22 protein-coding genes and 1 riboswitch are annotated in these 20,977 nt (G+C 72.2%); of the genes, 11 read left to right on the top strand and 11 right to left on the bottom strand.

The features are described 5' to 3' along the window. Positions 1–110: 110 nt before the first annotated feature. From HUT18_RS04760 to HUT18_RS04740, 5 genes are all read right to left on the bottom strand, one after another. A complete protein-coding gene (locus HUT18_RS04760) occupies positions 111–1,664 on the bottom strand; it encodes a cobyric acid synthase (RefSeq protein WP_176098079.1) in 1,554 nt (517 codons plus the stop codon). Continuing rightward, the gene (locus HUT18_RS04755) at positions 1,661–2,605 is read right to left on the bottom strand and encodes a cobalamin biosynthesis protein (RefSeq protein WP_176098077.1); all 945 of its coding nucleotides are present in this window, start codon (positions 2,603–2,605) and stop codon (positions 1,661–1,663) included. The genes HUT18_RS04760 and HUT18_RS04755 overlap by 4 nt, the downstream gene beginning before the upstream one ends. Positions 2,606–2,788: 183 nt before the next feature. Further along, positions 2,789–2,945, bottom strand: a riboswitch (cobalamin riboswitch). 248 nt (positions 2,946–3,193) lie between these two features. Continuing rightward, the gene (locus HUT18_RS04750) at positions 3,194–3,415 is read right to left on the bottom strand and encodes a hypothetical protein (protein ID WP_176098075.1); all 222 of its coding nucleotides are present in this window, start codon (positions 3,413–3,415) and stop codon (positions 3,194–3,196) included. Between the two features lie 10 nt (positions 3,416–3,425). Then, positions 3,426–4,649, bottom strand: coding sequence for an inorganic phosphate transporter (locus HUT18_RS04745; protein WP_176098074.1), 1,224 nt, complete (start codon positions 4,647–4,649; stop codon positions 3,426–3,428). A 235-nt stretch (positions 4,650–4,884) separates the two neighbouring features. Then, complete coding sequence (locus tag HUT18_RS04740) at positions 4,885–5,490, bottom strand: lysozyme (RefSeq protein WP_368661503.1); 606 nt, start codon at positions 5,488–5,490, stop codon at positions 4,885–4,887. Positions 5,491–5,858: 368 nt separating this feature from the next. Here HUT18_RS04740 and HUT18_RS04735 point away from each other — a divergent pair, with 368 nt between their 5' ends. The 3 genes from HUT18_RS04735 (at position 5,859) to HUT18_RS04725 (ending at position 9,926) form a co-directional block, all read left to right on the top strand. Then, positions 5,859–6,530 carry a class II aldolase/adducin family protein gene (locus tag HUT18_RS04735; RefSeq protein ID WP_176098070.1) on the top strand — a complete coding sequence of 224 codons (672 nt, stop codon included), beginning with the start codon at positions 5,859–5,861 and terminating at the stop codon, positions 6,528–6,530. Between the two features lie 412 nt (positions 6,531–6,942). Next, positions 6,943–8,076, top strand: a complete 1,134-nt coding sequence (locus HUT18_RS04730; protein ID WP_176098068.1) for a S9 family peptidase — start codon at positions 6,943–6,945, stop codon at positions 8,074–8,076. Positions 8,077–8,525: 449 nt separating this feature from the next. Beyond that, entirely contained in the window at positions 8,526–9,926 is a 1,401-nt protein-coding gene (locus HUT18_RS04725; RefSeq protein WP_176098067.1) for a hypothetical protein, read from the top strand. A gap of 114 nt (positions 9,927–10,040) precedes the next feature. Here the strand turns inward: HUT18_RS04725 and HUT18_RS04720 are convergent, their stop codons facing one another. Continuing rightward, positions 10,041–10,454, bottom strand: a complete 414-nt coding sequence (locus tag HUT18_RS04720; protein WP_176098065.1) for a VOC family protein — start codon at positions 10,452–10,454, stop codon at positions 10,041–10,043. A 303-nt stretch (positions 10,455–10,757) separates the two neighbouring features. On the opposite strand from HUT18_RS04720, the gene HUT18_RS04715 reads away from it, so the two are divergent. The 3 genes from HUT18_RS04715 to HUT18_RS04705 all read left to right on the top strand — a co-directional run bounded on the left by HUT18_RS04715 (position 10,758) and on the right by HUT18_RS04705 (position 13,911). Next, positions 10,758–12,356, top strand: coding sequence for an ABC-F family ATP-binding cassette domain-containing protein (locus HUT18_RS04715; RefSeq protein ID WP_176098063.1), 1,599 nt, complete (start codon positions 10,758–10,760; stop codon positions 12,354–12,356). A 404-nt stretch (positions 12,357–12,760) separates the two neighbouring features. Next, entirely contained in the window at positions 12,761–12,982 is a 222-nt protein-coding gene (locus HUT18_RS04710) for a helix-turn-helix domain-containing protein (protein WP_040254708.1), read from the top strand. Positions 12,983–13,116: 134 nt separating this feature from the next. After that, the gene (locus HUT18_RS04705) at positions 13,117–13,911 is read left to right on the top strand and encodes an enoyl-CoA hydratase/isomerase family protein (protein ID WP_176098060.1); all 795 of its coding nucleotides are present in this window, start codon (positions 13,117–13,119) and stop codon (positions 13,909–13,911) included. A gap of 165 nt (positions 13,912–14,076) precedes the next feature. Here HUT18_RS04705 and HUT18_RS33500 read toward each other — a convergent pair whose 3' ends face one another. Continuing rightward, on the bottom strand, positions 14,077–14,925 hold the full coding sequence (locus HUT18_RS33500; RefSeq protein ID WP_254878424.1) for a nucleopolyhedrovirus P10 family protein: 849 nt from the start codon (positions 14,923–14,925) through the stop codon (positions 14,077–14,079). A gap of 101 nt (positions 14,926–15,026) precedes the next feature. Between HUT18_RS33500 and HUT18_RS04690 the strand changes: the two genes are divergently transcribed. The 5 genes from HUT18_RS04690 to amaP all read left to right on the top strand — a co-directional run bounded on the left by HUT18_RS04690 (position 15,027) and on the right by amaP (position 17,526). Continuing rightward, positions 15,027–15,521, top strand: a complete 495-nt coding sequence (locus HUT18_RS04690; protein WP_176098057.1) for an Asp23/Gls24 family envelope stress response protein — start codon at positions 15,027–15,029, stop codon at positions 15,519–15,521. Positions 15,522–15,604: 83 nt separating this feature from the next. Then, positions 15,605–15,796 (top strand): hypothetical protein, encoded by a 192-nt coding sequence (locus HUT18_RS04685; protein ID WP_176098056.1) that lies wholly within the window; start codon positions 15,605–15,607, stop codon positions 15,794–15,796. Beyond that, on the top strand, positions 15,793–16,137 hold the full coding sequence (locus HUT18_RS04680; protein ID WP_176098055.1) for a hypothetical protein: 345 nt from the start codon (positions 15,793–15,795) through the stop codon (positions 16,135–16,137). Before HUT18_RS04685 ends, HUT18_RS04680 begins: the two co-directional genes overlap by 4 nt. Further along, a complete protein-coding gene (locus tag HUT18_RS04675) occupies positions 16,134–16,838 on the top strand; it encodes a DUF6286 domain-containing protein (RefSeq protein ID WP_176098054.1) in 705 nt (234 codons plus the stop codon). The genes HUT18_RS04680 and HUT18_RS04675 overlap by 4 nt, the downstream gene beginning before the upstream one ends. 109 nt (positions 16,839–16,947) lie before the next feature. Continuing rightward, a complete protein-coding gene (amaP, locus tag HUT18_RS04670; protein ID WP_176098052.1) occupies positions 16,948–17,526 on the top strand; it encodes an alkaline shock response membrane anchor protein AmaP in 579 nt (192 codons plus the stop codon). A 142-nt stretch (positions 17,527–17,668) separates the two neighbouring features. Here amaP and HUT18_RS04665 read toward each other — a convergent pair whose 3' ends face one another. From HUT18_RS04665 to HUT18_RS04650, 4 genes are all read right to left on the bottom strand, one after another. Beyond that, a complete protein-coding gene (locus tag HUT18_RS04665) occupies positions 17,669–18,424 on the bottom strand; it encodes an SDR family oxidoreductase (RefSeq protein ID WP_176098050.1) in 756 nt (251 codons plus the stop codon). Between the two features lie 122 nt (positions 18,425–18,546). After that, positions 18,547–19,338: an SURF1 family protein gene (locus HUT18_RS04660; protein WP_176098048.1), complete on the bottom strand. Its 792-nt coding sequence runs from the start codon at positions 19,336–19,338 to the stop codon at positions 18,547–18,549. Positions 19,339–19,405: 67 nt separating this feature from the next. Continuing rightward, a complete protein-coding gene (locus tag HUT18_RS04655; RefSeq protein ID WP_176098046.1) occupies positions 19,406–19,639 on the bottom strand; it encodes a hypothetical protein in 234 nt (77 codons plus the stop codon). Positions 19,640–19,856: 217 nt separating this feature from the next. After that, the gene (locus HUT18_RS04650) at positions 19,857–20,843 is read right to left on the bottom strand and encodes a DEDDh family exonuclease (RefSeq protein WP_176098045.1); all 987 of its coding nucleotides are present in this window, start codon (positions 20,841–20,843) and stop codon (positions 19,857–19,859) included. Positions 20,844–20,977 lie beyond the last annotated feature (134 nt).

The following is a 20,977-nucleotide window of genomic DNA, read 5'->3' as shown; positions in this document are numbered from 1 at the left end:
CTCGCCCTCCAGATGGCCTTCGGGGATACGGGGTTGGGCTGGGGATGTGCCAGGGATCGTCCGCGGACGGCGTGCGGGGCCCGGGGTGCGGGCCCGCTCCTCGCCGGTGGTCATGGCGCCCCCGGTGGCACGAAGGGCAGGCCGGGCGGTGGGCCGGACTCGATCAGGCGCCACAGGGCGTCGGTGTCGGCGTGCTCCTCGATCAAGTCGCCGAGCCGGTCGAGCTGTTGCTCGCGCAGCGCGGCGAACGAGGTGTCCGGCGCGGGCACGAAGCGGCGGCCCGCGGCGGCGGCGACCACCCGCAGGAAGGCGCGCCTGAAGCCGTCGGTCTCCAGCGAGCCGTGCCAGTGCGTGCCCCAGACGGCGCCCGAGCGACAGCCGTCCAGGAAGGGCTCGCCGCCGTTCACCTCGGCGACGCCGTGGTGGATCTCGTAGCCCTCGACCGGCTGGCCCAGCGCCTTGCCGCTCGGCCGGGCCAGGGTCTTCTCGCGCGCGAACCGCACCCGCACCGGCAGCAGTCCGAGTCCCTCGACGGAGCCCGCCCGGGACTCCACCTCGTCCTCGATGTGCTCGCCGAGCAACTGGAAGCCGCCGCAGATGCCGAGCACCGGACGGTCCTCGGCCGCGCGGCGCGCCAGCGCGTCGGCGAGCCCGCGCTCGCGCAGCCAGCGCAGCGCGCCCACGGTGCCGCGGGTGCCGGGCACGATGACCAGATCGGCGTCGGCGAGGTCCGCGGGACGGTCCACGAACCGCACCACGACGCCCGGTTCGGCGGCCAGCGCGTCCACATCGGTGAAGTTCGACATCAGCGGTACGGCGCAGACGGCGACCCGCAGCACGTCCTCGCCGTACGGCTCGGCCACCGAGGACTCGCGCACCGCCCCGCGCATCGAGACGTTGAGGCCGTCCTCCTCGTCGATGCCCAGCCCGTGCTGGAAGGGCAGTACGCCGTAGGTGGCGCGGCCGGTGAGCCCGCGCAGCATGTCCAGGCCCGGCGTGAGCAGCGAGACGTCGCCGCGGAACTTGTTGACCAGGTACCCGGCGAGCAGGGCCTGGTCCTCGGGCGCGAGCAGCGCCGTCGTACCGAAGAAGGAGGCGAACACCCCGCCCCGGTCGATGTCGCCGACCACCAGGACCGGCAGCCGGGCGGCGCGTGCGATGCCCATGTTGACGATGTCGGTACGGCGCAGGTTGATCTCCGCGGGGCTGCCCGCGCCCTCGCAGATCACCGCGTCGTGCGTGGCCCGCAGCTCTTCCAGGCAGCCCACGACGGTCTCCAGGAGCGCCTCGCGTCCGCCGCCGTGCAGGCCCGAGCCGAGCCGTGCGTCCTCGGTGCCGAAGAAGCCGCGCGCGCTCAGCTCGCCGACCGGCCTGCCCATCAGGACGACCTGGCTGGTGCGGTCGCCGCCCGGCTTGAGCAGGACCGGATTCATCAGCGCGCTCGGCTCGATACGGCAGGCCTGGGCCTGCATCGCCTGCGCCCGGCCGATCTCCGCACCCTCCCTGGTCACAAAGGAGTTGAGCGACATGTTCTGGCCCTTGAACGGCGCCACCTTCACCCCGCGGCGCACCAGCCAGCGGCAGATGCCCGCCGTCACCACACTCTTGCCGGCGTCCGAGGTCGTCCCCGCGACCAGCAGTCCGCCGCGTCCGGCCGTCGTCATCGCACACCCTTCCGGCGGCGCAGCAGTCCGGCCACCGCGCACACTCCGAACGCCAGCGCCGTCACACGGCGCGAGAGCCGTACCGCCCGCGCGATGTCGGCCGGTCGTACGTCCCGGCCCTCGCCGTTGAGTACCGGCCGGTGCTCGACCCGGCCCGCGTAGGACAGCGTGCCGCCGAGACGGACGCCGAGCGCGCCCGCGAACGAGGCTTCCACGGGGCCCGCGTTGGGGCTCGGATGCCGCTGGGCGTCCTCGCGCCAGGCCCGCAGTGCCGCGCGCGGATCGTCTCCGGCGCACACGGCGAGTACGGCGGTGAGCCGCGCACCGGGCGCTCCGGCGAGGTCGTCGAGGCGGGCGGAGGCCCAGCCGAACCGCAGGTGCCGGGGGGACTTGTGACCGACCATCGCGTCCAGCGTGTTCACCGCGCGGAAGCCGAGCAGTCCGGGGACCCCGGCCAGGGCGCCCCAGACCAGGGCGCCCACCACCGCGTCCGAGGTGTTCTCGGCCACCGATTCCACGACGGCGCGGGCCAGGCCCGCCTCGTCGAGTGCCTGTGGATCGCGCCCGCACAGATGGGGCAGCCGGGCGCGGGCGGCGCTCACGTCGCCCGACTCCAGGGCGTCGCCGATCGCCTGCGCCTCACGGGCCAGCGAGGTGCCGCCGACCACGGCCCAGGTGGCGGTGGCCGTCAACGCCACGGCGCCCACGGGGAAGTTGCGCACCGCGCGCGCGGCGAGCGCTCCGGCGCCCACGGCGCCCGAGACGCACAGGGCGGTGTAGAGCGCGCCCCAGCCCCGGTGATCGCGCCACAACCCGCGTTCCACGGCGGTCGCCGCACGCCCGAACACGGCGACCGGATGGCCTCGGCGAGGATCGCCGAACATCAGGTCGCCGAGGAGTCCGGCGGCGGCGCCGCAAGCGAAGTCTCGCTCGGCACCCATGAGTTCAGACCGCCGATCCGCCCGCGGAACGGTGCGTGGGGGTGCTGCCGGGAGCGCGGGGCACCGAGCGGCGCGTGTGCGCGGGCGCTCGGTCCTCGGCATGGCAGGGTTCGACAGGCGGGCAGCCCGGCATCGTCACATGTCCTCACTCAGGGTCCGCGCCCTGGTTCGACGGGACGACGGGGAGAGTCTCCTGGCTCCCGGATCCGCGGTGTCCCCGGCCTTCCAACCCCCTGCGGGGGGGCGTGACTTCCGGTGTGGGGACCGCTCCCCGGTGACAGTGGCGGGACCGCGCCGGATTCGCACCGGCTTCCTCTCTTCCGCCGTACATTTCGGCTCCGGCAGTCCACCACGCGCCGCCACACCCGTCAACTGGCCGCTGACCTGGGCGGGGAGAGTGTGCCGATCCCCACAGTCCGCCTCCGCGCGCCGTGCCGAGGGGCGTGCGCGTCGCCCTGCGGGGCGCGTTGAAGTGGGGGCATTGCACACGGATACGCCGGTGCGCCGCGGGACCCGTTCGAGGTTCCGCGGCGCACCGGCGTACCGGTCGTTCGACGGTCCGCCCACGCGGGCGTACCGGCGGGCGGGTCAGGCGACGATGAGCTGGATTCCGTAGCCGACGGCCCCCACGCAGAGCGCGAAGCAGACACAGGCTCCGGTGGTGGCGAGCGCGGCGGACTCGCTCTGCGCCACGGCGGCTTCGCGCCGGGCCAGCGAGACGATGCCGAGGGTGAACACGCCGACCAGGGCGACGGTCACCACCAGGCTGACTCCGAAGACGGAACCGAGAGCGGCCCAGTCGATGTCCATACGGGGCTCCTCAGGCGCGGGCGGGCTCGGCCTGCGCCGGGCTCGTGGAGTTGGCGGTACCGGCGGTACCGGTGGGCGGCGGCGCGACGGCGGCGACCGCGGTGGTCACGACTCCGGCGGGCTCCTCGGCGCCGTCGACGTCGTTGACGTTGTGGTGGTCGACCGGGCGGCGGCGGGACAGCAGCCAGATGGCGGCGGAGCCCGCGACCAGGAGGACGCCGGTCAGCACGGTGCCCCAGTCGCCCTGCTCGGTCAGCAGCTGTGCACCGGCGGCGACGAGACCTGCGGCCGGGAGGGTCAGACCCCAGGCGATGAACATCCGGGTCGCGGTCGACCAGCGGACCACGCCGCCCTTGCGGCCCAGGCCCGCGCCCATCACGGCGCCGGAGCAGGACTGCGTGGTGGACAGCGAGAAGCCCAGGTGCGAGGAGGCGAGGATGACCGTCGCGGCGCTGGTCTGGGCGGCGAAGCCCTGCGGCGGAGCGAGGTCGGTCAGGCCCTTGCCCATGGTGCGGATGATGCGCCAGCCGCCGAGGTAGGTGCCGAGCGCGATGGCGATACCCGCGGAGGTGATCACCCAGACCGGCGGGTTGGAGCCGGGGGACAGCACGCCGCCGGTGACGAGCGCGAGCGTGATGATGCCCATCGTCTTCTGCGCGTCGTTGGTGCCGTGGGCGAGCGAGACGAGTCCGGCCGAGGCGATCTGCCCGGCGCGGTAGCCCTTCGCGGTCGCCTTCTCGTCGGTCCTGGAGCCGAGCCGGTAGGTGAGCCGGGTCGCGAGCGCCGCGGCGATTCCGGCGACCAGCGGGGCGGCCACGGCGGGCAGCAGCACCTTGGTGACCACCGTCGAGCCGTTGACGGAGGACCAGCCGGCGGACATCACGGCGGCGCCGATGAGGCCACCGAACAGGGCGTGCGAGGAACTCGACGGCAGTCCCAGTAGCCAGGTCACGAGATTCCAGAGGATGGCGCCGACCAGTGCGGCGAAGATCACCTCGGTCTGGATGCCGCTCTCGTCGATCATCCCGCCGGAAATCGTCTTGGCGACCTCCACGGAGAGGAAGGCGCCCACGAGATTCAGTACGGCGGACATCGCCACCGCGGTCTTGGGCTTCAGTGCGCCGGTCGAGATGGTCGTCGCCATCGCGTTGGCTGTGTCGTGGAATCCGTTGGTGAAGTCGAACGCGAGGGCGGTGACGATCACTACCCCGAGCAGAAGGGTGAAGTTTTCCATTAACCCAGACTTCGGTTCGGCGACATTGGCGCGATGAACGTAAGCAACCTGGGTGAACGGAACATGAACTAACCAGGGCTTCGAAGTGTCACTGTCGCACGTCCGGCGTGTCCGCGTACAACCCGCCGCCCACCGGCACCGTTGTCCCCGTCCGTATCCGCGGCCGCGGGGCGGAACCGATGGCTCCGCCCCGCCGCCCGCGGGGGTGCGGGCGGCGGGGCGGCGGTCGCGGCCGCTATCGGGACGCGAACCTGTTCAGCTGGGACATGGCTCCGTTGAAGACGTTCTGGTCGCCGGGCAGTTTGCCCTTGGTGGAGTGCTGCCAGAAGGTCTGGAACGACCAGCCCGCGGGCATCGGGCCGGGGGACGAGGACCAGTTCGCCAGCCACAGCGGGTGCGACTTGGCGAACGCGCGGCTCTTGCCCGTGCAGGCGTTCCACCACTTCGTGCTGGTGTAGATCACCGGGCGGCGCTTGGTGACCCGCTTCACCTCGTCACTGAAGGACTGGATCCAGTTGACCATCGAGCGGGGGCTCATGCCGTAGCAGTTGGCCCCGTAGGGGTTGTGCTCGATGTCGAGCGCGGGCGGCAGGGTCTTGCCGTCCGGGCTCCACTTCCCGCCGTGCTTGAGGAAGTACTGCGCCTGGGTCTTGCCGGACGACTTGTTCGGGAGCGCGAAGTGGTACGCGCCCCGGATGATGCCCGCGCGGTACGAGCCGTTGTACTGGCTTGCGAAGTACGGGTTGCGGTAGTTCGTGGCCTCGGTGGCCTTGATGTAGACGAACCGGGCGCCGTTCTTCTTCGCCTGCGACCAGTTGATTTTCCCCTGGTGCGAGGACACGTCGTGGCCCCGTGGTTTCGCCACTGCCACGGCCTCCGAGCTCGTGGCGAGAGTCGTGCCCGTGAGGGCGAGGGAAGCCACGGCCACCGAAATGAGGCGGGCGCGGCGGCGGTTGAGTTGCGGAGCGTGAGCCATGTTGCCCCCGGGTCGCGATGTGCAGGACAAAACACCGTGAGGCTAGCTCCGGAATGTGCTGATTTTGCGTATTAACATGCCTATCTGACGAATATTCACCAATCGGGTGAATAGGTGCATAGCGGACATGGCGGGGTGGGGGAGCCCGGGGGTGAGGCCGGCGCGGCGGGCGTGTCGCACGTCCGCGGGCGGCACGTGCGGCGTCGGCTCGGACCGCTGGCAGGATCGCCGTCATGGAGAGCACCCCCCTGGACAGGGAGACGCGGGAACAGGCCTGGGACGAGCTGGTCGCCACGGCCCGGCGCTCGGTGGCGGACGGCCTGGTGGTCGGCACCTCCGGCAATGTGTCGGTGCGCATCGGCGGCACCGTGCTCGTCACCCCGAGCGGCGTTCCGTACGACAGGCTGACCCCGGCCGACGCCCTCGGGGTGGACCTGGACGGGCACCGCCTGTTCGGCGCGCTGAAGCCGACCAGCGAACTGCCCATGCACCTGTCCGTCTACCGGGCCACCGACGCGGCGGCCGTGGTCCACACCCACGCCGTACACGCGACCGCCGTCTCCACGCTGGTGCCCGAACTCCCGCTCGTCCACTACATGGCGGGCGACCTCGGCGGCCCGGTCCGCGTCGCCGACTACGCCCTCTACGGCAGCGAGGAACTGGCGGCCCACGTACGGCACGCCCTGCGCGACCGCACCGCCTGCCTCCTGCGCAACCACGGCACCCTCACCTACGCCGACACCCTCGCCCGGGCCTACGACCGCACCGCCCAGCTGGAATGGATGTGCCGCGTCTGGCTCACCGCGAGCTCGGTCCCCGGCCGCACGCCCACACTCCTCAGCGCGGAACAGGTGGCGGAGGCGGGGCGGCGGCTGCAGGGGTACGGGCAGGGGGTGTCGGGGTGAGGTGAAGGGAGGGGCGGGAGGGGGAGCGGAGGCGACCGGCGCGGAGGGGGCGGGGCGGGGCGGCGCGGAGGTGACGGCGCGGGGCGGTTGACGCGGGAGGCGCACGCCCACGCCCGCACCCCCGATTCTTTCCCTCCGCCGCTGCCGCCGTAGCGCTGGTCCCGCTTCGGGTGCGGGCGTCGGCCCGCTGCCGGTACCGGTTGGGCGCCGGGACGCCGCTGCCGTGGCTGATCCGCCGCGTCGCGGCCCGAGGGCGTGGAGGGGGAGCCCGGAGGGCCCTGGGGCGGTCGGCGAGCGCTGAGCGCGGCGCATATGGGCGGTCGGCGCGTACAGGCGCTCGGCGCGTACGGGCGGTCGTGCGCCCCGCCGCTCCCGGCTGGCCGAACCCCGGTACCGAACGCACACTGGAGCGGTGCGCACTGTGACAGCGACGACGGCGACCGTCTCCGCGGTGCTGGGTGCGGGCGCGGCCGCGCTCGCGGCCGGCCGGTTCGCCAGCGAGCCCGCGCTGCGGGCCGAACCGGGCAGGCCGCTGCCCACCGAACCCCGGCTGACCGTGCACGAGGCCGACCTCGATGCAGGCCGGATCGTGCTCACCCGTTCCCTGGCCTCGCTGCGCGCCGGAGTCTTCGGGCTCACCGGCGAGGACTGCCACGCGATCGTGGGTCCCGTCCTGGAGGCGGACCCCGGAGCACCCGCCGACACGGTCGTTCGGCGGCTGGACGCCGTCACCCGAGGCACCGTCGAGCGGGGCACCCGCGTGCACTTCACGCCGCAGGTCCACATCGGCGATCCGCGCAGCGCCCTCGGGATCGACTACGAGGACATCGAGGTCCCTGGTGAACTCGGCAACCTGCCCGCCTGGCTGGTGCCGGACTCCCGTACGACCTGGGTGATCGCCGTGCACGGCCTCGGCACCACCCGGGAACACCCGATGGTGCTCTTCGACCTGTTCCGCCGCTTCCGGATGCCGGTGCTCGACCTCGCCTATCGCGGCGACGCCGGGGCCCCGCGCAGGCCCGACGGCGTGAGCAGGCTGGGCGAGCGGGAGTGGCGCGACGTGGACGCGGCCATGCGGCACGCGGTACGGCTCGGCGCCGACCGGCTCGTTCTCGTCGGCTGGTCGACCGGTGCCTCGATGGCCCTGCACGCCGCGCTGAACTCGCCACTGGGCGACCTGGTGAGCGGACTCGTCCTCGACTCCCCGGTGCTGAGCTGGCAGGCGGTGCTGCGCGGCCTCGCCGCCGCCCGCCACACGCCCGCGCCGGTACTGCCGCTGGCGGTCCGCGCCGCCCAGGGCCGCACCGGACTGCGCGGCGACGCCCTCGCCATCACCGCCGCCTCCGCCCTGCGGGCGCCCACCGTCCTGCTGCACAGCCCCGAGGACGAACTCGCCCCGTACGCGCTGTCCCTCGCCCTCGCCGAACGCCGCCCCGACCTCGTCTCGCTGCACACCGTTCCGCACGCCTCGCACGGGGCCCTGTGGAATGCCGCGCCCACCGAGTACGAAGAGCACTTGCGGCGCTTCCTCACGTCGATCGTTTAGCTCGGTCGTTCCGTTCGGTCGTCCCGTCGTCCGATTCGGTCGGCTGGATCGGTCGGCTGGATTGGTCGTCCCGGTCGGTCGGCTGGTTCGGTTGGTGGCGCGATCGTTTGGATCGGTCGCTTGATTCGCTTGATTCGCTTGGTTGGCTTGGTTCGCTGTCCGGTTCGTCGGGCGGAGCCCGCCGTGCCGGTTCGCGGGTTGGCCGGTTCTCTACGGTTCTCGCGGGTTCTCCGTCAGGCCGGTACCCGGTTTCGCTTTTCTCTCCTTGTCTGGGTATTTGTCCATGCCGCCGCCCGACTCCGGACCCCCGTTCGCCCGGCCCCGTCGGCCCCGGAGACTTCCGTTTTCTCCGCGTCCGGTTCGGCCGGTACCCGCTCAGGCGGTGGCCCGGGGTGCCCTGCCAGCCATTCCGTTTGGGTTTTCGGACCGTCAACCGGAAGACTGCACCCGTGACGTCCCGTACCCCGCGCGACTCCAGGCTCCGACTCGTCCGCTCCCGCCCCCTCGCCGCGGCCACGCGCCCAGCGGGGCAGCGGCCCTCGAACAGGCCCGCACCGCGACCACCCGAGGGCACTCCGGGACGTGCGGAGCTCGCCGGGATGGCGCGCCGCTCGCTCTCCGGTGCCGCGCGTCTCGCGCGCTGGGCGGGGACCAGGCTGCGCTCGGGGGACGCGACCCCCGTCGACCCGGGTGGTGCGCTGACCGACCCCGCGGTGGAACTCGCCGCGGAGGCACTGGGTTTGACCCCCGCTCAGGTCCGGGGCGACTGGGACGCCGCCCGCCTCGCCGGTCTGGTCGAGGCGATGGGCGGCGCCGCCCGCCCCGGCTGGCGACTGCGCGCCTGGGACCGGGACGACAGCGCGGTACTGCGCGGGTGGGTCGCGTTCTTCGACGCCTGGTCGCTGGTACGACAGGGGCCCTCGGACAGCAGCAGCGCGGCCGTCGGCGAGGTCGTCGAGGCGATGCCCCAGGTCCTGTCGCTGCTCCAGCTCTCCGCCGGGCCCGTACCCGTCGAGCAGCTCTTCGACCTGCTCGAACAGCGCGTCCGTGAGCTGCGCAGCGAGCGTTGCGAGATTCCCTTCGGACCGCAGCCCGAGCCCCGCACGGAGGGCGCGGCCGCCGAACAGCTCCCGCCGCTGCTCGACTGGGCCCTCGACGCCCTGACCGCCGTCGGCGCCCTCACCTGCTCCGACAGCCAGGCGGCGCTCACCCCGCTGGGCAGTTGGGCGGTGTGGGTCAAGCTGGAGCAGATCTGCGTGGCCGCGCAGAGCCCGGCCGGAAACATCGAGCAGTCCGCCGAGGACATGCTCCGCGGCTGCGCCTCGCTGCGCCCGAACGCCGCCCGTGCCGAGTACCGGGCCTGGCTCGCCGCACGCCCCGTGGGCAGCGCCGTAGGGGACCTCCTCGCCGCCGCCCGGGGCGAGGACGCCCTGCTGCGCGGGCTCGCCTTCGAGGCGCTCCGCGTCGTCGGCGCCCCGGCCGAGGCCGAGGTGCGCGCCGTGCTCGGCGAGACCTCACTGCGCCCGTACGCGGTCCTGCTGCTCGCGGAGCTCGACGGCATCGACCCCGAGGACGCGCACCTGAAGCTCAGCCGCGAGGAGGCCACCTGGCTGTGGGTCGACACCGCCGCCGCGGTCGCCGACCACGGCGAGGCCCCGCTCCTCGTACGCCACCTCGACTCGGCCCCCGAAGCCTCGGTCCCCGCACTCCTGAAGGCGGTTCAGGCCGTCGGCCACCCCCGCACGGTCCAGGTGCTCGTGGCACTGGCCGCCGCACACCCCGACCCCGCGCTGGCCAAGGCGGTACGCCGGGCGGCGTTCCAGGTCCACACCGGCGGCGGCGGATCCTGAGGACGGCGGGGCCGCCCGCGCCGCCGGGGCGGCTCGCACCGCTCCGACCTTCCGCCGTCCTGCCGCCCGGACCCGGCCCGGCTCCGACGTCGACCCGGGCCCGGGCCGCCCGCCCTACGCGGGCACCTCCGGCGCGTACGTACCGAAGCTCCAGATGTTGCCCTCCAGGTCCAGGGCCATGTAGTCCCGGCCGCCGTAGTCCTGGTCGGTGGGCGGCAACAGGATCTCGGCGCCCTTGGCCACGGCGTGCGCGTGGTGGGCGTCGACGTCGTCCACCACCACGTAGACCCCCGTGGTGCCCGCGTTCTTCATCGCGGCGTCGAAGGCGCCGCCGCGTCCCTTGGAGCCCAGCATCACGGCTCCGTTGCCCTGGGCCAGCTCCGCGTGCATCACGGTGCCGTCCTCGCTGTCGTACCGCGCCAGTTCGGTGAAGCCGAAGGCCTCCGTGAGCTGGGTGATCACCGCCCGAGCGTCCGCGTACAGCAGCGTCGGATAGATGCTGGCCCGTCGTTCGCCGGTCCCGGCCATGGCGCTCCTCCTCGTCCGTGCGGCGGGCCGAACGCCCTGTGGCGCCCGCGTCCCGCGTGAGTTGTGTGATCCGCCGCACAGTCTGGCACCGGGCACTGACAACGGCCCGGCGTCGCCCGTCGACCCCACCGCGGGCGACCGGCTCCGAGGCGGCCCAACGCCCGGGCGCCGGGCGCGATCCGGGGGCAAAAAGCGCTTGCCGCCGCCGTTAGGATTGGCCCATGGCCATTCTCCTCGTGCATTAGACGGCGCCCGACGCCCCAGTCCGCCCGCCGTCCCACGAACCTGCCCCGGAGTCTGACCGTGATCACCGCCCAAGGCGTCGAGCTGCGAGCCGGCGCCCGTATCCTCATCGAGTCCGCCACCTTCCGCGTCGCCAAGGGCGACCGCATCGGCCTCGTCGGCCGCAACGGCGCGGGCAAGACCACCCTCACCAAGGTCCTCGCGGGCGACGGCATCCCCGCCGCGGGCACCGTCACCCGCTCCGGCGAGGTCGGCTACCTGCCGCAGGACCCGCGCACCGGCGACCTCGACGTCTTCGCCCGGGACCGCATCCTCTCCGCACGGGGCCTGGACACCCTGCTGCGCAAGATGCGCGAGAACGAGCAGCGCATCGCCACCGGCAAGGGCGGCACCCGCGACAAGGCGATGAAGCAGTACGAGCGCCAGGAGACCGAGTTCCTCACCAAGGGCGGGTACGCGGCGGAGGCGGAGGCGGCCACCATCGCCGCCGCCCTGAACCTGCCCGACCGCGTCCTCGGCCAGCCGCTGCACACCCTCTCCGGTGGTCAGCGCCGCCGTGTCGAACTCGCCAGGATCCTCTTCTCCGACGCCGACACCCTGCTGCTCGACGAGCCGACCAACCACCTCGACGCCGACTCGATCGTCTGGCTGCGCGACTATCTGAAGACGTATCGCGGCGGCTTCATCGTGATCTCGCACGACGTGGACCTGGTGGAGACGGTCGTCAACAAGGTCTTCTACCTGGACGCCAACCGTTCCGCGATCGACGTCTACAACATGGGCTGGAAGCTGTACCAGCAGCAGCGCGAGGCCGACGAGAAGCGGCGCAGGCGCGAACGCCAGAACGCCGAGAAGAAGGCTGCGGCCCTCAACGCCCAGGCGGACAAGATGCGCGCCAAGGCGACCAAGACCGTCGCCGCGCAGAACATGGCCCGCCGCGCCGAGAAGCTGCTCTCCGGCCTGGAGGACGAGCGGCGCAGCGACAAGGTGGCCAAGCTCCGCTTCCCCGAGCCCGCGCCCTGCGGCAAAACCCCGCTCACCGCCGAGGGCCTGTCGAAGTCCTACGGCTCGCTGGAGATCTTCACCGACGTCGGCCTGGCCATCGACAAGGGCTCCCGGGTGGTCATCCTCGGCCTCAACGGTGCGGGCAAGACCACGCTGCTCAGACTGCTCGGCGGCGTCGAGACCCCCGACACCGGCAAGGTCGTCGAAGGCCACGGCCTCAAGCTCGGCTACTACGCCCAGGAACACGAGACGCTGGACGCCGACCGCACCGTCCTGGAGAACATGCGCTCGGCCGCCCCCGACATGGACCTGGTCGAGGTCCGCAAGGTGCTCGGCTCGTTCCTGTTCTCCGGCGACGACGTGGACAAGCCCGCCGGTGTGCTGTCCGGTGGCGAGAAGACCCGGCTCGCGCTCGCCACCCTGGTCGTCTCCGCGGCCAACGTCCTCCTCCTGGACGAGCCCACCAACAACCTCGACCCGGCCAGCCGGGAGGAGATCCTCGGCGCTCTGCGCACCTACAAGGGCGCGGTCGTCCTGGTCACCCACGACGAGGGGGCCGTCTCGGCCCTGCAGCCCGAGCGCATCATTCTGCTGCCGGACGGCGTCGAGGACCTGTGGGGCGCCGACTACGCGGACCTGGTCGCCCTCGCCTGACCTCCCTGCGTTCCGCCGCCTGCCGATGTGCGCACGGCAGGCGGCCGACGGCGGTCCGTATGCCTTGATCGAATGACTGATCACCGCATATGGATCATTCGGCCGACTCTTGATCCCTCATCTGCGTGAGTGTCACTCATGCTCTCGGTGTGTCGCACGCCGGATTGCGGGAGAACCGTTCCTGGTCGGTCGGGTTTCCGGATCGACCCCGCTGACCTGCTTATTCGTACAGGAATCGGCGGCGCGAATTTCCTCGGAACGTCACCGTGGACGAATTTCCGGCGGTACTCCCCGTTTCCCGGGCGTGCAAGGTTTGTCGAGAGACCTTGTCGAATGGGTGGCCAGGAAGGGCGGGAGGGGTGATCATGAGAAGCCCAGAGCGCACTTCCCATGAGGAGGACCGGGTGGCCGAGACTCTGAAGAAGGGCAGCCGGGTAACCGGCGCCGCGCGCGACAAGCTCGCGGCAGACCTGAAGAAGAAGTACGACTCCGGTGCGAGCATCCGAGCGCTGGCCGAGGAGACCGGCCGCTCGTATGGCTTCGTGCACCGGATGCTGAGTGAATCCGGCGTGGTTCTGCGTGGCCGTGGCGGCGCGACGCGGGGCAAGAAGGCCTCTGCCGGCTGACTTCGGGCGGCTCACCAGGCTTTGTGATGGTGGCCACCCGGTCGGCCGCGGGGTCGACTGGGTGGTTACTGTGCAGTAACTTTTCGGGTATCGGCTGACGGACCCGTAGTGACTGCACCCATCGGAGGCGCCCCATGGCTTCGCACGCACCGGAACTCGACAAGGACGGCGTGCGGCTCACCGTCGACGCGGACATCGCGACGGTGACCCTCACCAACCCCGACAAGCGCAACGCGCAGAGCCCCGCTCTGTGGCGCGCGCTCGCCGAGGCGGGGCGTCTGCTGCCGGGCAATGTCCGGGTGGTGGTGCTGCGTGCCGAGGGCAAGTCCTTCTCCGCCGGCCTCGACCGGCAGGCCTTCACCCCCGAAGGCTTCGAGGGCGAGCCCTCCTTCATCGATCTCGCACGCGGCTCCGAGGCGGACCTCGACGCGACGATCGCCGAGTACCAGGAGGCCTTCACCTGGTGGCGGCGTACCGACCTGGTCACCATCGCCGCCGTACAGGGGCACGCGATCGGTGCCGGTTTCCAGCTCGCCCTCTCCTGCGACCTGCGGGTGGTCGCCGACGACGTGCAGTTCGCCATGAAGGAGACCAGCCTCGGCCTGGTCCCCGACCTCACCGGCACCCAGCCGCTGGTCGCCCTCGTCGGCTACGCCCGCGCCCTGGAGATCTGCGCCACCGGACGCTTCGTCCACGCCGAGGAGGCGGAGCGCACCGGCCTGGCGAACCTCGCCGTGCCCCGTGACGAACTGGACGGCGCCGCCAAGGACCTCGCCGCCGCTCTTGTCCAGGCCCCGCGCAACGCGGTCATCGAGACCAAAGCGCTGCTCCAGAAGGCGGCCGTGCCCGGCAGTCTGGACGAGCAGCGTGCCACCGAGCGCGCCGCCCAGGGCCGCCGTCTGCGGGACCTGATCGGCCTGGGCGAGTAGGGCCGCAGAGCCCCATCCGACCCTCAGGGTCGGGTGCCTGATTTTCCGGTCGGAGTTCGACGCTCGGCCGGGCGAACGAGAACGGTCCGTCGGCGCATGCGTGCGCCGACGGGCCGTTTGCGTTGTCCCGACGGCCAGTTGGGCCGGTCGTCGGGTGCGGGTGTGTCAACTGTCGATGGCCGTCACGACGACGGCGACCGACGGCTCGTCCGCGAGCGCGGCCGCGACCGCTCGACGGACCGCGGTGGTCACGTCCAGCACCCGGTGGTCCCGCGACACGGCGAGTTCCACCTGTACGTGGCGCCGGGGCAGCGCCGGGGCGGTGCTCGATGTCCGCGCCTCCGGGGTCTCCCGGATGTGTACGGCGCGGCCCAGTCCGCCGAGGGTGCCGATGAGCCGTGACACACCGGGGACTTCGGTGGCCGCGCGCTTGATGCGGGACTCGTCGTCTTGCGGATCCTGGGATTGGGAATCCCCGGATTGAGTGTCCTGGGTTGATGAGTCTTGGGTTGATGAGTCTTGGGTTGGTGAGTCCTGGGTTGGTGAGTCCTGGGTTGGTGAGTCCTGGGATCGCCGATCCCTGGACCGGCCGTCCGGGGATCGCCGGGTCTCTGTTCCCTCCTCCATCAGTCCTGTCACTCTGAGATCGACGCCGGCCAGGTCGAGGCCGAGTCGCTCAAGTGCCGCCGTGCTGAGGGCGGTGCGCAGGCGGGCGGTACTTGTGGGCAGCGGCTGGGCGGGCGCTGCCTCGAGTTCCGCGGTGACGAGCAGTGCGCCGGGTGACAGGGCACTCGGTGGGGGCGGTACGGCGGCCTCTTGCGTACGGGCACCCGGTGCGGGCCCGATACGCAGGGCGGTGACGCGTACGCCGGGGGTGTCGTCGACCGAGCGCCGCAGCGCGGTACCCGCTGCGGATTCGGCGATCCAGGCGCCGCTGCGAGGGTCGCCGAGCGGCAGCAGCCTGCCGAGGGAGAGCTGGCTCCGTACCGCTCGCGTCCACTGCTCCACCGTCATTGCCCCAGACTGCCCCATCCCTGGCGCGAAACGAACGAAACGCTCCTAATCTGATCCAAGAACCGCATTCCGCTACGACTGTGTGGAAGGTGAACGAACCGATGGCCGACACCACGGACTGGAAGAAGCCCGAGACCTCGGGACAGGGTTCCGCTACCGGGTCCGCCGGAGAACGGACGGGACAGGCCAAGCGGGGCGGCGGCGCGCCCGGTGAGCGGGGCCGGACCACCATCGCGGACGGTGTGGTCGAGAAGATCGCCGGACTCGCGGCCCGTGACGTGGCGGGCGTCCACGCGATGGGCGGCGGTATGTCCCGGGCGCTGGGCGCGATGCGCGACCGGGTGCCGGGTGGCTCCCGCTCCGTCGCGCAGGGCGTGAAGGCGGAGGTCGGTGAGACGCAGGCGGCACTCGACCTGGAGATCGTCGTCGTCTACGGCATCTCGATCAGAGAGGTCGCCCGTGGCGTTCGGGAGAACGTCGTCGCCGCCGTCGAGCGCATGACGGGGCTGGAGGTCGTCGAGGTCAACATCGCGGTGACCGACGTCAAGCTGCCCGATGAGGAGGACGACGAGGAGTCGGAGTCCCGGGTGCAGTAGCCCGCGGTAGAGCCCGGAGGTCCGAGATGATCCGGGCAGTCGGAACCGGGGGCACCCCGGCCGGAACCTGCTAGGAGCAGACAATGAGCAATGCCCTGATCGGCATGATCGCCGGGATGGCGCTGGCCTTCGCCGGGTACTTCGGCGGCTTCGGCGCTTTCCTGCTGGTGGCGGCCCTGGGCGCGGTGGGCTTTGTGGTGGGCAAGTTCCTGGACGGTGATCTGGACCCGGGGGACTTCTTCCGCGGCCGTGACGACCGGCGGGGACGCAGATGACCGGTGAGACCGTCGCTCCGGCCGAGCGTGGGGCGACCCGGATCGCCGACCGCGTGGTCGCGAAGATCGCCTCGCAGGCCGCGCGGGAGGCCCTGGTGACGGTGCCCTCCGGTGGTTCGCCGCCGCATGCGACCGTCTCCGTCCGCCGGGACGTCGCACGGGTGCGGGTGAGTGTGGAACTCGGCTACCCCTCGGACATCGGCGGCCAGTGCGCTGCGGTGCGGCAGCAGGTCACCCGGCGGGTGACGGCGCTGGCCGGTCTGACCGTGCCCGAGGTCGCCGTACAGGTGGAGCGGCTGCACCCGGCCCAACTCGCCGACGCGGGACGGAGGGCACAGTGACCACTGAACCCCCCGAGCCCTCCGACCCCGCTGCCGCCTCCGGCTCAGACGAGCCCGGCGCTGCCGGGAGAGCAGAGCAGGGCGCGACCCGGGTGCCCGTCCTCGACCAGCCGGAGGCCGACGAGTCGACCCCCGCCTCCGCACTGCCCGCACAGGGCCGGGCCCACCGGTTCTGGTCGAGGCGCCGACTGCCCGCGCTGCTCGTCTCGCTGGTGCTCCTCGGCGGGATCGGCCTGCTCCTGTACGACATCGTGGCCGTGCGGGCCGGGCACAAGGCGATGAGCTGGCGCAAGAGCCTGGCCGACGAACTGGGCGAACGCCCCCTGGACGACACCTGGGTGCTGTGCGGGGCCGGGGTCGCCGCCGCGCTCGGACTGTGGCTCTTGCTGCTCGCCCTGACACCCGGCCGTCGGTCGTTGCTGCCGATGCGGCGAACGGACGCCGAAGTACGCGGCGGGCTGCACCGCGACACGGCCGCCCTCGTACTGCGGGACCGTGTGATGGAGGTGTCCGGAGTGCAGTCGGCACGGGTACGGATGAAGCGGCGCCGGGCACAGGTGCACGCCGTGTCGCACTTCCGCGAACTCGACGAGGTACGCACCGATGTGGATGCCGCACTCGCCGCGGGCCTCGGACAACTTGGCCTGGAGCACCCGCCCTCCTTCAAGGTGCGGGTCCGGCGGCCGGGCAGAAAGGGATGAGGCGGCCCATGGCCGTGGGAACGTCAGCCGCGTCAGCCGATGCGAAGGCTCATGCGCGAGCGCGGGCGAGAGTCGATGTGACCCCTGAGGGGAAAGGGAGCGGGCGACGATGACCGGCACTCTCAACCGTCTGCTGCTCGCCTTGGTGGGCCTGATCCTGCTGGCGCTCGGCGGCAGTGTGCTCGCCGTAGGGCTGGGGGCGGATCCGCCGTCCTGGTGGATTCACGGCAGCGAGAAGGACGTGCTCCTGAGCGAGGCCGAACGGCACCGGTGGCACGACGAGGGCTGGTGGTGGTGGGTGGTCATCGGCATCCTCGCGCTTCTGCTTCTGTTCGCTCTCGGCTGGCTGGCCTCCACCCTGCGCACCCGCCGCCTCTCCGACCTGCTCGTCGACACCCGCGACGACGACAGTGCCCTGCTGCGCGGCCGGGCACTGGAGGACGCCCTCGCGGGCGAGGTGGGGCAGTACGACTCGGTGGCGGGGGCGAAGGTCTCCCTCACCGGACACCGCGATACGCCACGGGCGCGGATCCGGCTCCGGCTCGAACCACAGGCCGTACCGGCCGAGACTCTGCACCGCGTCAGTACCGAGGCCCTGTCCAACGCCCGGCGCAGCGCGGGCCTGAAGAACCTCCCGGCAGAGGTTCGCCTGCGCACGGTGAGCCACCGCGCGGAACGCGTCACCTGAGCGGGAGCGCCGGTAGCAGTCGTAGCCGTGTCCAGCCGTGTCCAGCCGTGTCCAGCCGTGTCCAGCCGTGCCCAGCCGTCCACTACGGAACGGCCTCCCGCGCCCGCGCGCCCGCCCTCGCCCCCGCCGGACCGAACCGCCCTCAGAACGCGTGCAACGCCCCGCCGTCCACCGGCACCATCAGGCCCGTCAGATAGGAGGCCGCGGGGGAGAGGAGAAAGGCGGCGGTGCGGCCGAACTCGTCGGGTGTCCCGTAGCGGCGCAGGGGGATCTGGGCCTCGTTCGCGGCGCGGGCGGCCTCCGGGTCGGCGGAGAGGGAGTCGAGTTCGCGTACCCGGTCGGTGTCGATACGGGCGGGCAGCAGCCCCACCACGCGGATGCCGCGCGGCCCCAGCTCTTGGGACAGCGACTTGGCGAAGCCCGCGAGCCCGGGGCGCAGTCCGTTGGAGATGGTCAGCCCCGGGATCGGCTCGTAGACCGAACCGGAGAGCACGAAACCGATGACCCCGCCCTCGCCGAGCTCCTGCGCTGCGGCGCGGGCGAGCCGTACCGCGCCGAGGAAGACCGAGTCGAACGCGGTCTGCCACTGCTCGTCGGTGTTGTCGGCGACGAAGCCGGGCGCGGGCCCGCCCACGCTGATGAGCACACCGTCCAGCCGTCCGAACTCCTTGCGGGCGGCGGCGATCAGCCGCTCGGCGGACCCGGCGTCCGCGTTGTCCGCCGGCACACCGAACGCTCCGTCACCGAGTTCGGCCGCCGCCCGGGTCACCCGCTCCTGGTCCCGGCCGCTGATGACGACCTTGGCGCCGTCGGCGAGCAACTGGCGCGCGGTGGCGTTGCCGAGCCCGCGGGTGGCGCCGGTGACGAGGTAGACACGGTCCTTCAGTCCAAGATCCATGGGTCCCATCCTGCCTTCCCACGGGGGAGGCGGGCAGAGCGGGGCGCGGACGAACCGTATGAACCATCCGGCCCCCGGCCCCCGACCCCCGAAGCCTGGCCCTCGGACCAGGGCCCGGATCGTCAGGTCGGAGCGGGCTGCTGCTCGGCGGCGGGTTCCGCGGTGGCCGCGGCGGCGCGGTCGCGGCGTTCGCGGCGGACCAGGATCACCCAGCCGACCGGCACCGCGGAGGCGAACAGCCACCACTGGATCGCGTACGCCATGTGCGGGCCGATGCTGCTGTGGTCGGGCTCGGGCAGCAGTTCGGGCGAGTTGCCGCGGGGCTCGGGCGCCGTCTGCTGGACGTAGCCGCCGAGCACCTCACGGCCCAGCGCCCTCGCCTCGGCGCGACTGCTGATCAGCATGACCTGCCGGTCCGGCAGACCCTTGACGTTCTTGATGCCGCTCGCCTTGGTGGACTCGTCCGGCATCAGCCGCCCGGTGACCGTGACCTCGCCGCGCGCCGGGGCGGGGATCTTCGGGAAGGCGGTCTGCGGGCCGTTGGCGGGGATCCAGCCGCGGTTCACAAGGAGCGCCCGGCCGTCGCGGAGCACCAGCGGGGTCAGTACGTGGAAGCCGACCTTCTCGTCGCTGTTGGTGCGGCGGCGTACGACGACCTCGTGTGCGGTGTCGAAGGTGCCCTTGGCGGTGACCTGGCGGTACAGGTCGGAGCGCGGGACCTGGTGGCCGGGGGAGGTGAGCTCGGTGACGGGGACCGGTGCGGCGTTCACGGTCCGCGAGATCAGCTCGTTCTGTGCGACACGGTGTTCGTGACGGTGCAGCTGCCAGAAGCCCAGCCTGACCATCGCGGGGATGAGCAGCAGGGTCAGGAGGGTGAGCAGCACCCACTGCCGGGACAACAGGAAGCGGTACACCCCACGACCGTACAACTCGGTCGTGGGGTGCGAACGGGCAGGGGGGCCGGGCAATGGCCCGGGGTGCTCAGACCTTGTCGACGATGCCCACCTTTCCCTCCGCGCGGGAGCAGTGGGCTCCGCAGTACCAGTGGCCGTCCACCTCGACGCCCTGGCCGATGATGCGGCACCGGCAGTGCTCGCAGATGGGCGCCATGCGGTGAATGGCGCAGGAGAAGCAGTCGAAGACGTGCACCGCGCCCTGCGCGTGCACCTCGAAGGACATGCCGTAGTCGTTTCCGCAAACCTCACATCGTGCCATGCGCCACAGACTGAAACGCCCGCCGCCGCGATGCGAGCAAGCATGCGGGGGCCGGGCCGACAATCACCCGTCTGATGGCCGGGGGCCCAAGCGGTTCCGGCCGGGGGCCGTCGATTATCCGGGGACGGCGGATCGCCGAAGGCCCCCGGCCCCGGCCGCCCTCAGTGAAGTCCAGGGCAGGGCCGCCCTCGGCGCGGGCCCGAGAGCCCGCGTGCCCTCATCCGGAGGTGGCCGGTGCCACGTCCTGGAGGAGCTGGCCGAAGGCGGCCTCGTCGATCACCGGGGTGCCGAACTGCACGGCGCGCAGCACCTTGGAGGTGCGCGAGTCGGGGTCGTTGGTGACCAGCAGGCTGGTGAGCCGGGACAGGCTGGTCGCCACGTGCAGGCCCGCCTCCACGGCTCGGTCCTCCAGGAGCTCGCGGTCCACCGAGGTGTCGCCGGAGAAGGCCACCCGCATGCCCTGCTTCAGGGGGCGGCCCGGCTCGTACTTGCCCGGGTTCGGGTACGGGCACGGCGGCCGCTTGCGGGAGGGGCGCCAACTGCCGGGCCCGTACGAGGGCTGGCGGCCGATGCGGCCGGTGGCGGAGGACTGCGGGACCTCGGTCAGCGGGCGGCATTCCAGGAGCGGCAGCCGGGCGCCCCGGCTCGCCGCCGAGTGCAGGCTGGGGCGGAAGGCCTCGGCGAGGACCCGGGCGTCGTCCAAGGCGTGGTGCGCACGCTGTTGTACGACACCGAAGTGCGCGGCGAGCGACTCCAGTTTGTGGTTGGGCAGCGGCAGCCCGAGCTCCTTGGACAGGGCGATGGTGCACAGCCGACTGCGGACCGGGGGCGTACGGCGCACCCTGGCGAACTCCCGCGCGATCATCGACCAGTCGAAGACGGCGTTGTGCGCGACCAGGACCCGGTCCGCGAGCCGGGCCGAGAACTCGTCGGCGATCTCCTCGAACAGCGGGGCGCCGGACAGGACTTCGCTGGTGAGGCCGTGGATCCAGACCGGCCCCGGGTCACGCTCGGGGTTGACCGTCGTGTACCAGTGGTCCTCGACCTCGCCGCGCGCGTCGAGCCGGTAGACGCCCGCGGACACTATCCGGTCGTTCCGGGCGAGACCGGTGGTCTCGACGTCGACCACCGCGTACCCCTCGGGGTACGACTCGGGCCAGGAACCGGCGGGACCGGCGGAGGCTGTGCGGCTGTCCTGAAGCATGGTCACCGAGGATAAGCGCCACGACCGACAGCCCCTACCCGGGACCCGGTTGGCGGGGCCTCAGAGCGCCCCGGGCGGAGCACACTTGACCTGCTGCGGCGCCCCGGTCCCGTCGCCCCTGCTCGCCAAGCCCC

It is taken from the genome of Streptomyces sp. NA04227 (genome assembly GCF_013364195.1).
Taxonomy (GTDB): domain Bacteria; phylum Actinomycetota; class Actinomycetes; order Streptomycetales; family Streptomycetaceae; genus Streptomyces.
This window is presented reverse-complemented; position numbering and strand designations above follow the sequence as displayed.

What these genes read in the sequence shown, in the direction of transcription:
- HUT18_RS04680 (WP_176098055.1), top strand. Translation starts at nt 15,793, where the DNA reads ATGACCGGTGAGACCGTCGCTCCGGCCGAGCGTGGGGCGACCCGGATC.
- HUT18_RS04760 (WP_176098079.1), bottom strand. Translation starts at nt 1,664, where the DNA reads ATGACGACGGCCGGACGCGGCGGACTGCTGGTCGCGGGGACGACCTCG.
- amaP (WP_176098052.1), top strand. Translation starts at nt 16,948, where the DNA reads ATGACCGGCACTCTCAACCGTCTGCTGCTCGCCTTGGTGGGCCTGATC.
- HUT18_RS04685 (WP_176098056.1), top strand. Translation starts at nt 15,605, where the DNA reads ATGAGCAATGCCCTGATCGGCATGATCGCCGGGATGGCGCTGGCCTTC.
- HUT18_RS04735 (WP_176098070.1), top strand. Translation starts at nt 5,859, where the DNA reads ATGGAGAGCACCCCCCTGGACAGGGAGACGCGGGAACAGGCCTGGGAC.
- HUT18_RS04655 (WP_176098046.1), bottom strand. Translation starts at nt 19,639, where the DNA reads ATGGCACGATGTGAGGTTTGCGGAAACGACTACGGCATGTCCTTCGAG.
- HUT18_RS04690 (WP_176098057.1), top strand. Translation starts at nt 15,027, where the DNA reads ATGGCCGACACCACGGACTGGAAGAAGCCCGAGACCTCGGGACAGGGT.
- HUT18_RS04720 (WP_176098065.1), bottom strand. Translation starts at nt 10,454, where the DNA reads ATGGCCGGGACCGGCGAACGACGGGCCAGCATCTATCCGACGCTGCTG.
- HUT18_RS04755 (WP_176098077.1), bottom strand. Translation starts at nt 2,605, where the DNA reads ATGGGTGCCGAGCGAGACTTCGCTTGCGGCGCCGCCGCCGGACTCCTC.
- HUT18_RS04750 (WP_176098075.1), bottom strand. Translation starts at nt 3,415, where the DNA reads ATGGACATCGACTGGGCCGCTCTCGGTTCCGTCTTCGGAGTCAGCCTG.
- HUT18_RS04650 (WP_176098045.1), bottom strand. Translation starts at nt 20,843, where the DNA reads ATGCTTCAGGACAGCCGCACAGCCTCCGCCGGTCCCGCCGGTTCCTGG.
- HUT18_RS04665 (WP_176098050.1), bottom strand. Translation starts at nt 18,424, where the DNA reads ATGGATCTTGGACTGAAGGACCGTGTCTACCTCGTCACCGGCGCCACC.
- HUT18_RS04745 (WP_176098074.1), bottom strand. Translation starts at nt 4,649, where the DNA reads ATGGAAAACTTCACCCTTCTGCTCGGGGTAGTGATCGTCACCGCCCTC.
- HUT18_RS33500 (WP_254878424.1), bottom strand. Translation starts at nt 14,925, where the DNA reads ATGACGGTGGAGCAGTGGACGCGAGCGGTACGGAGCCAGCTCTCCCTC.
- HUT18_RS04705 (WP_176098060.1), top strand. Translation starts at nt 13,117, where the DNA reads ATGGCTTCGCACGCACCGGAACTCGACAAGGACGGCGTGCGGCTCACC.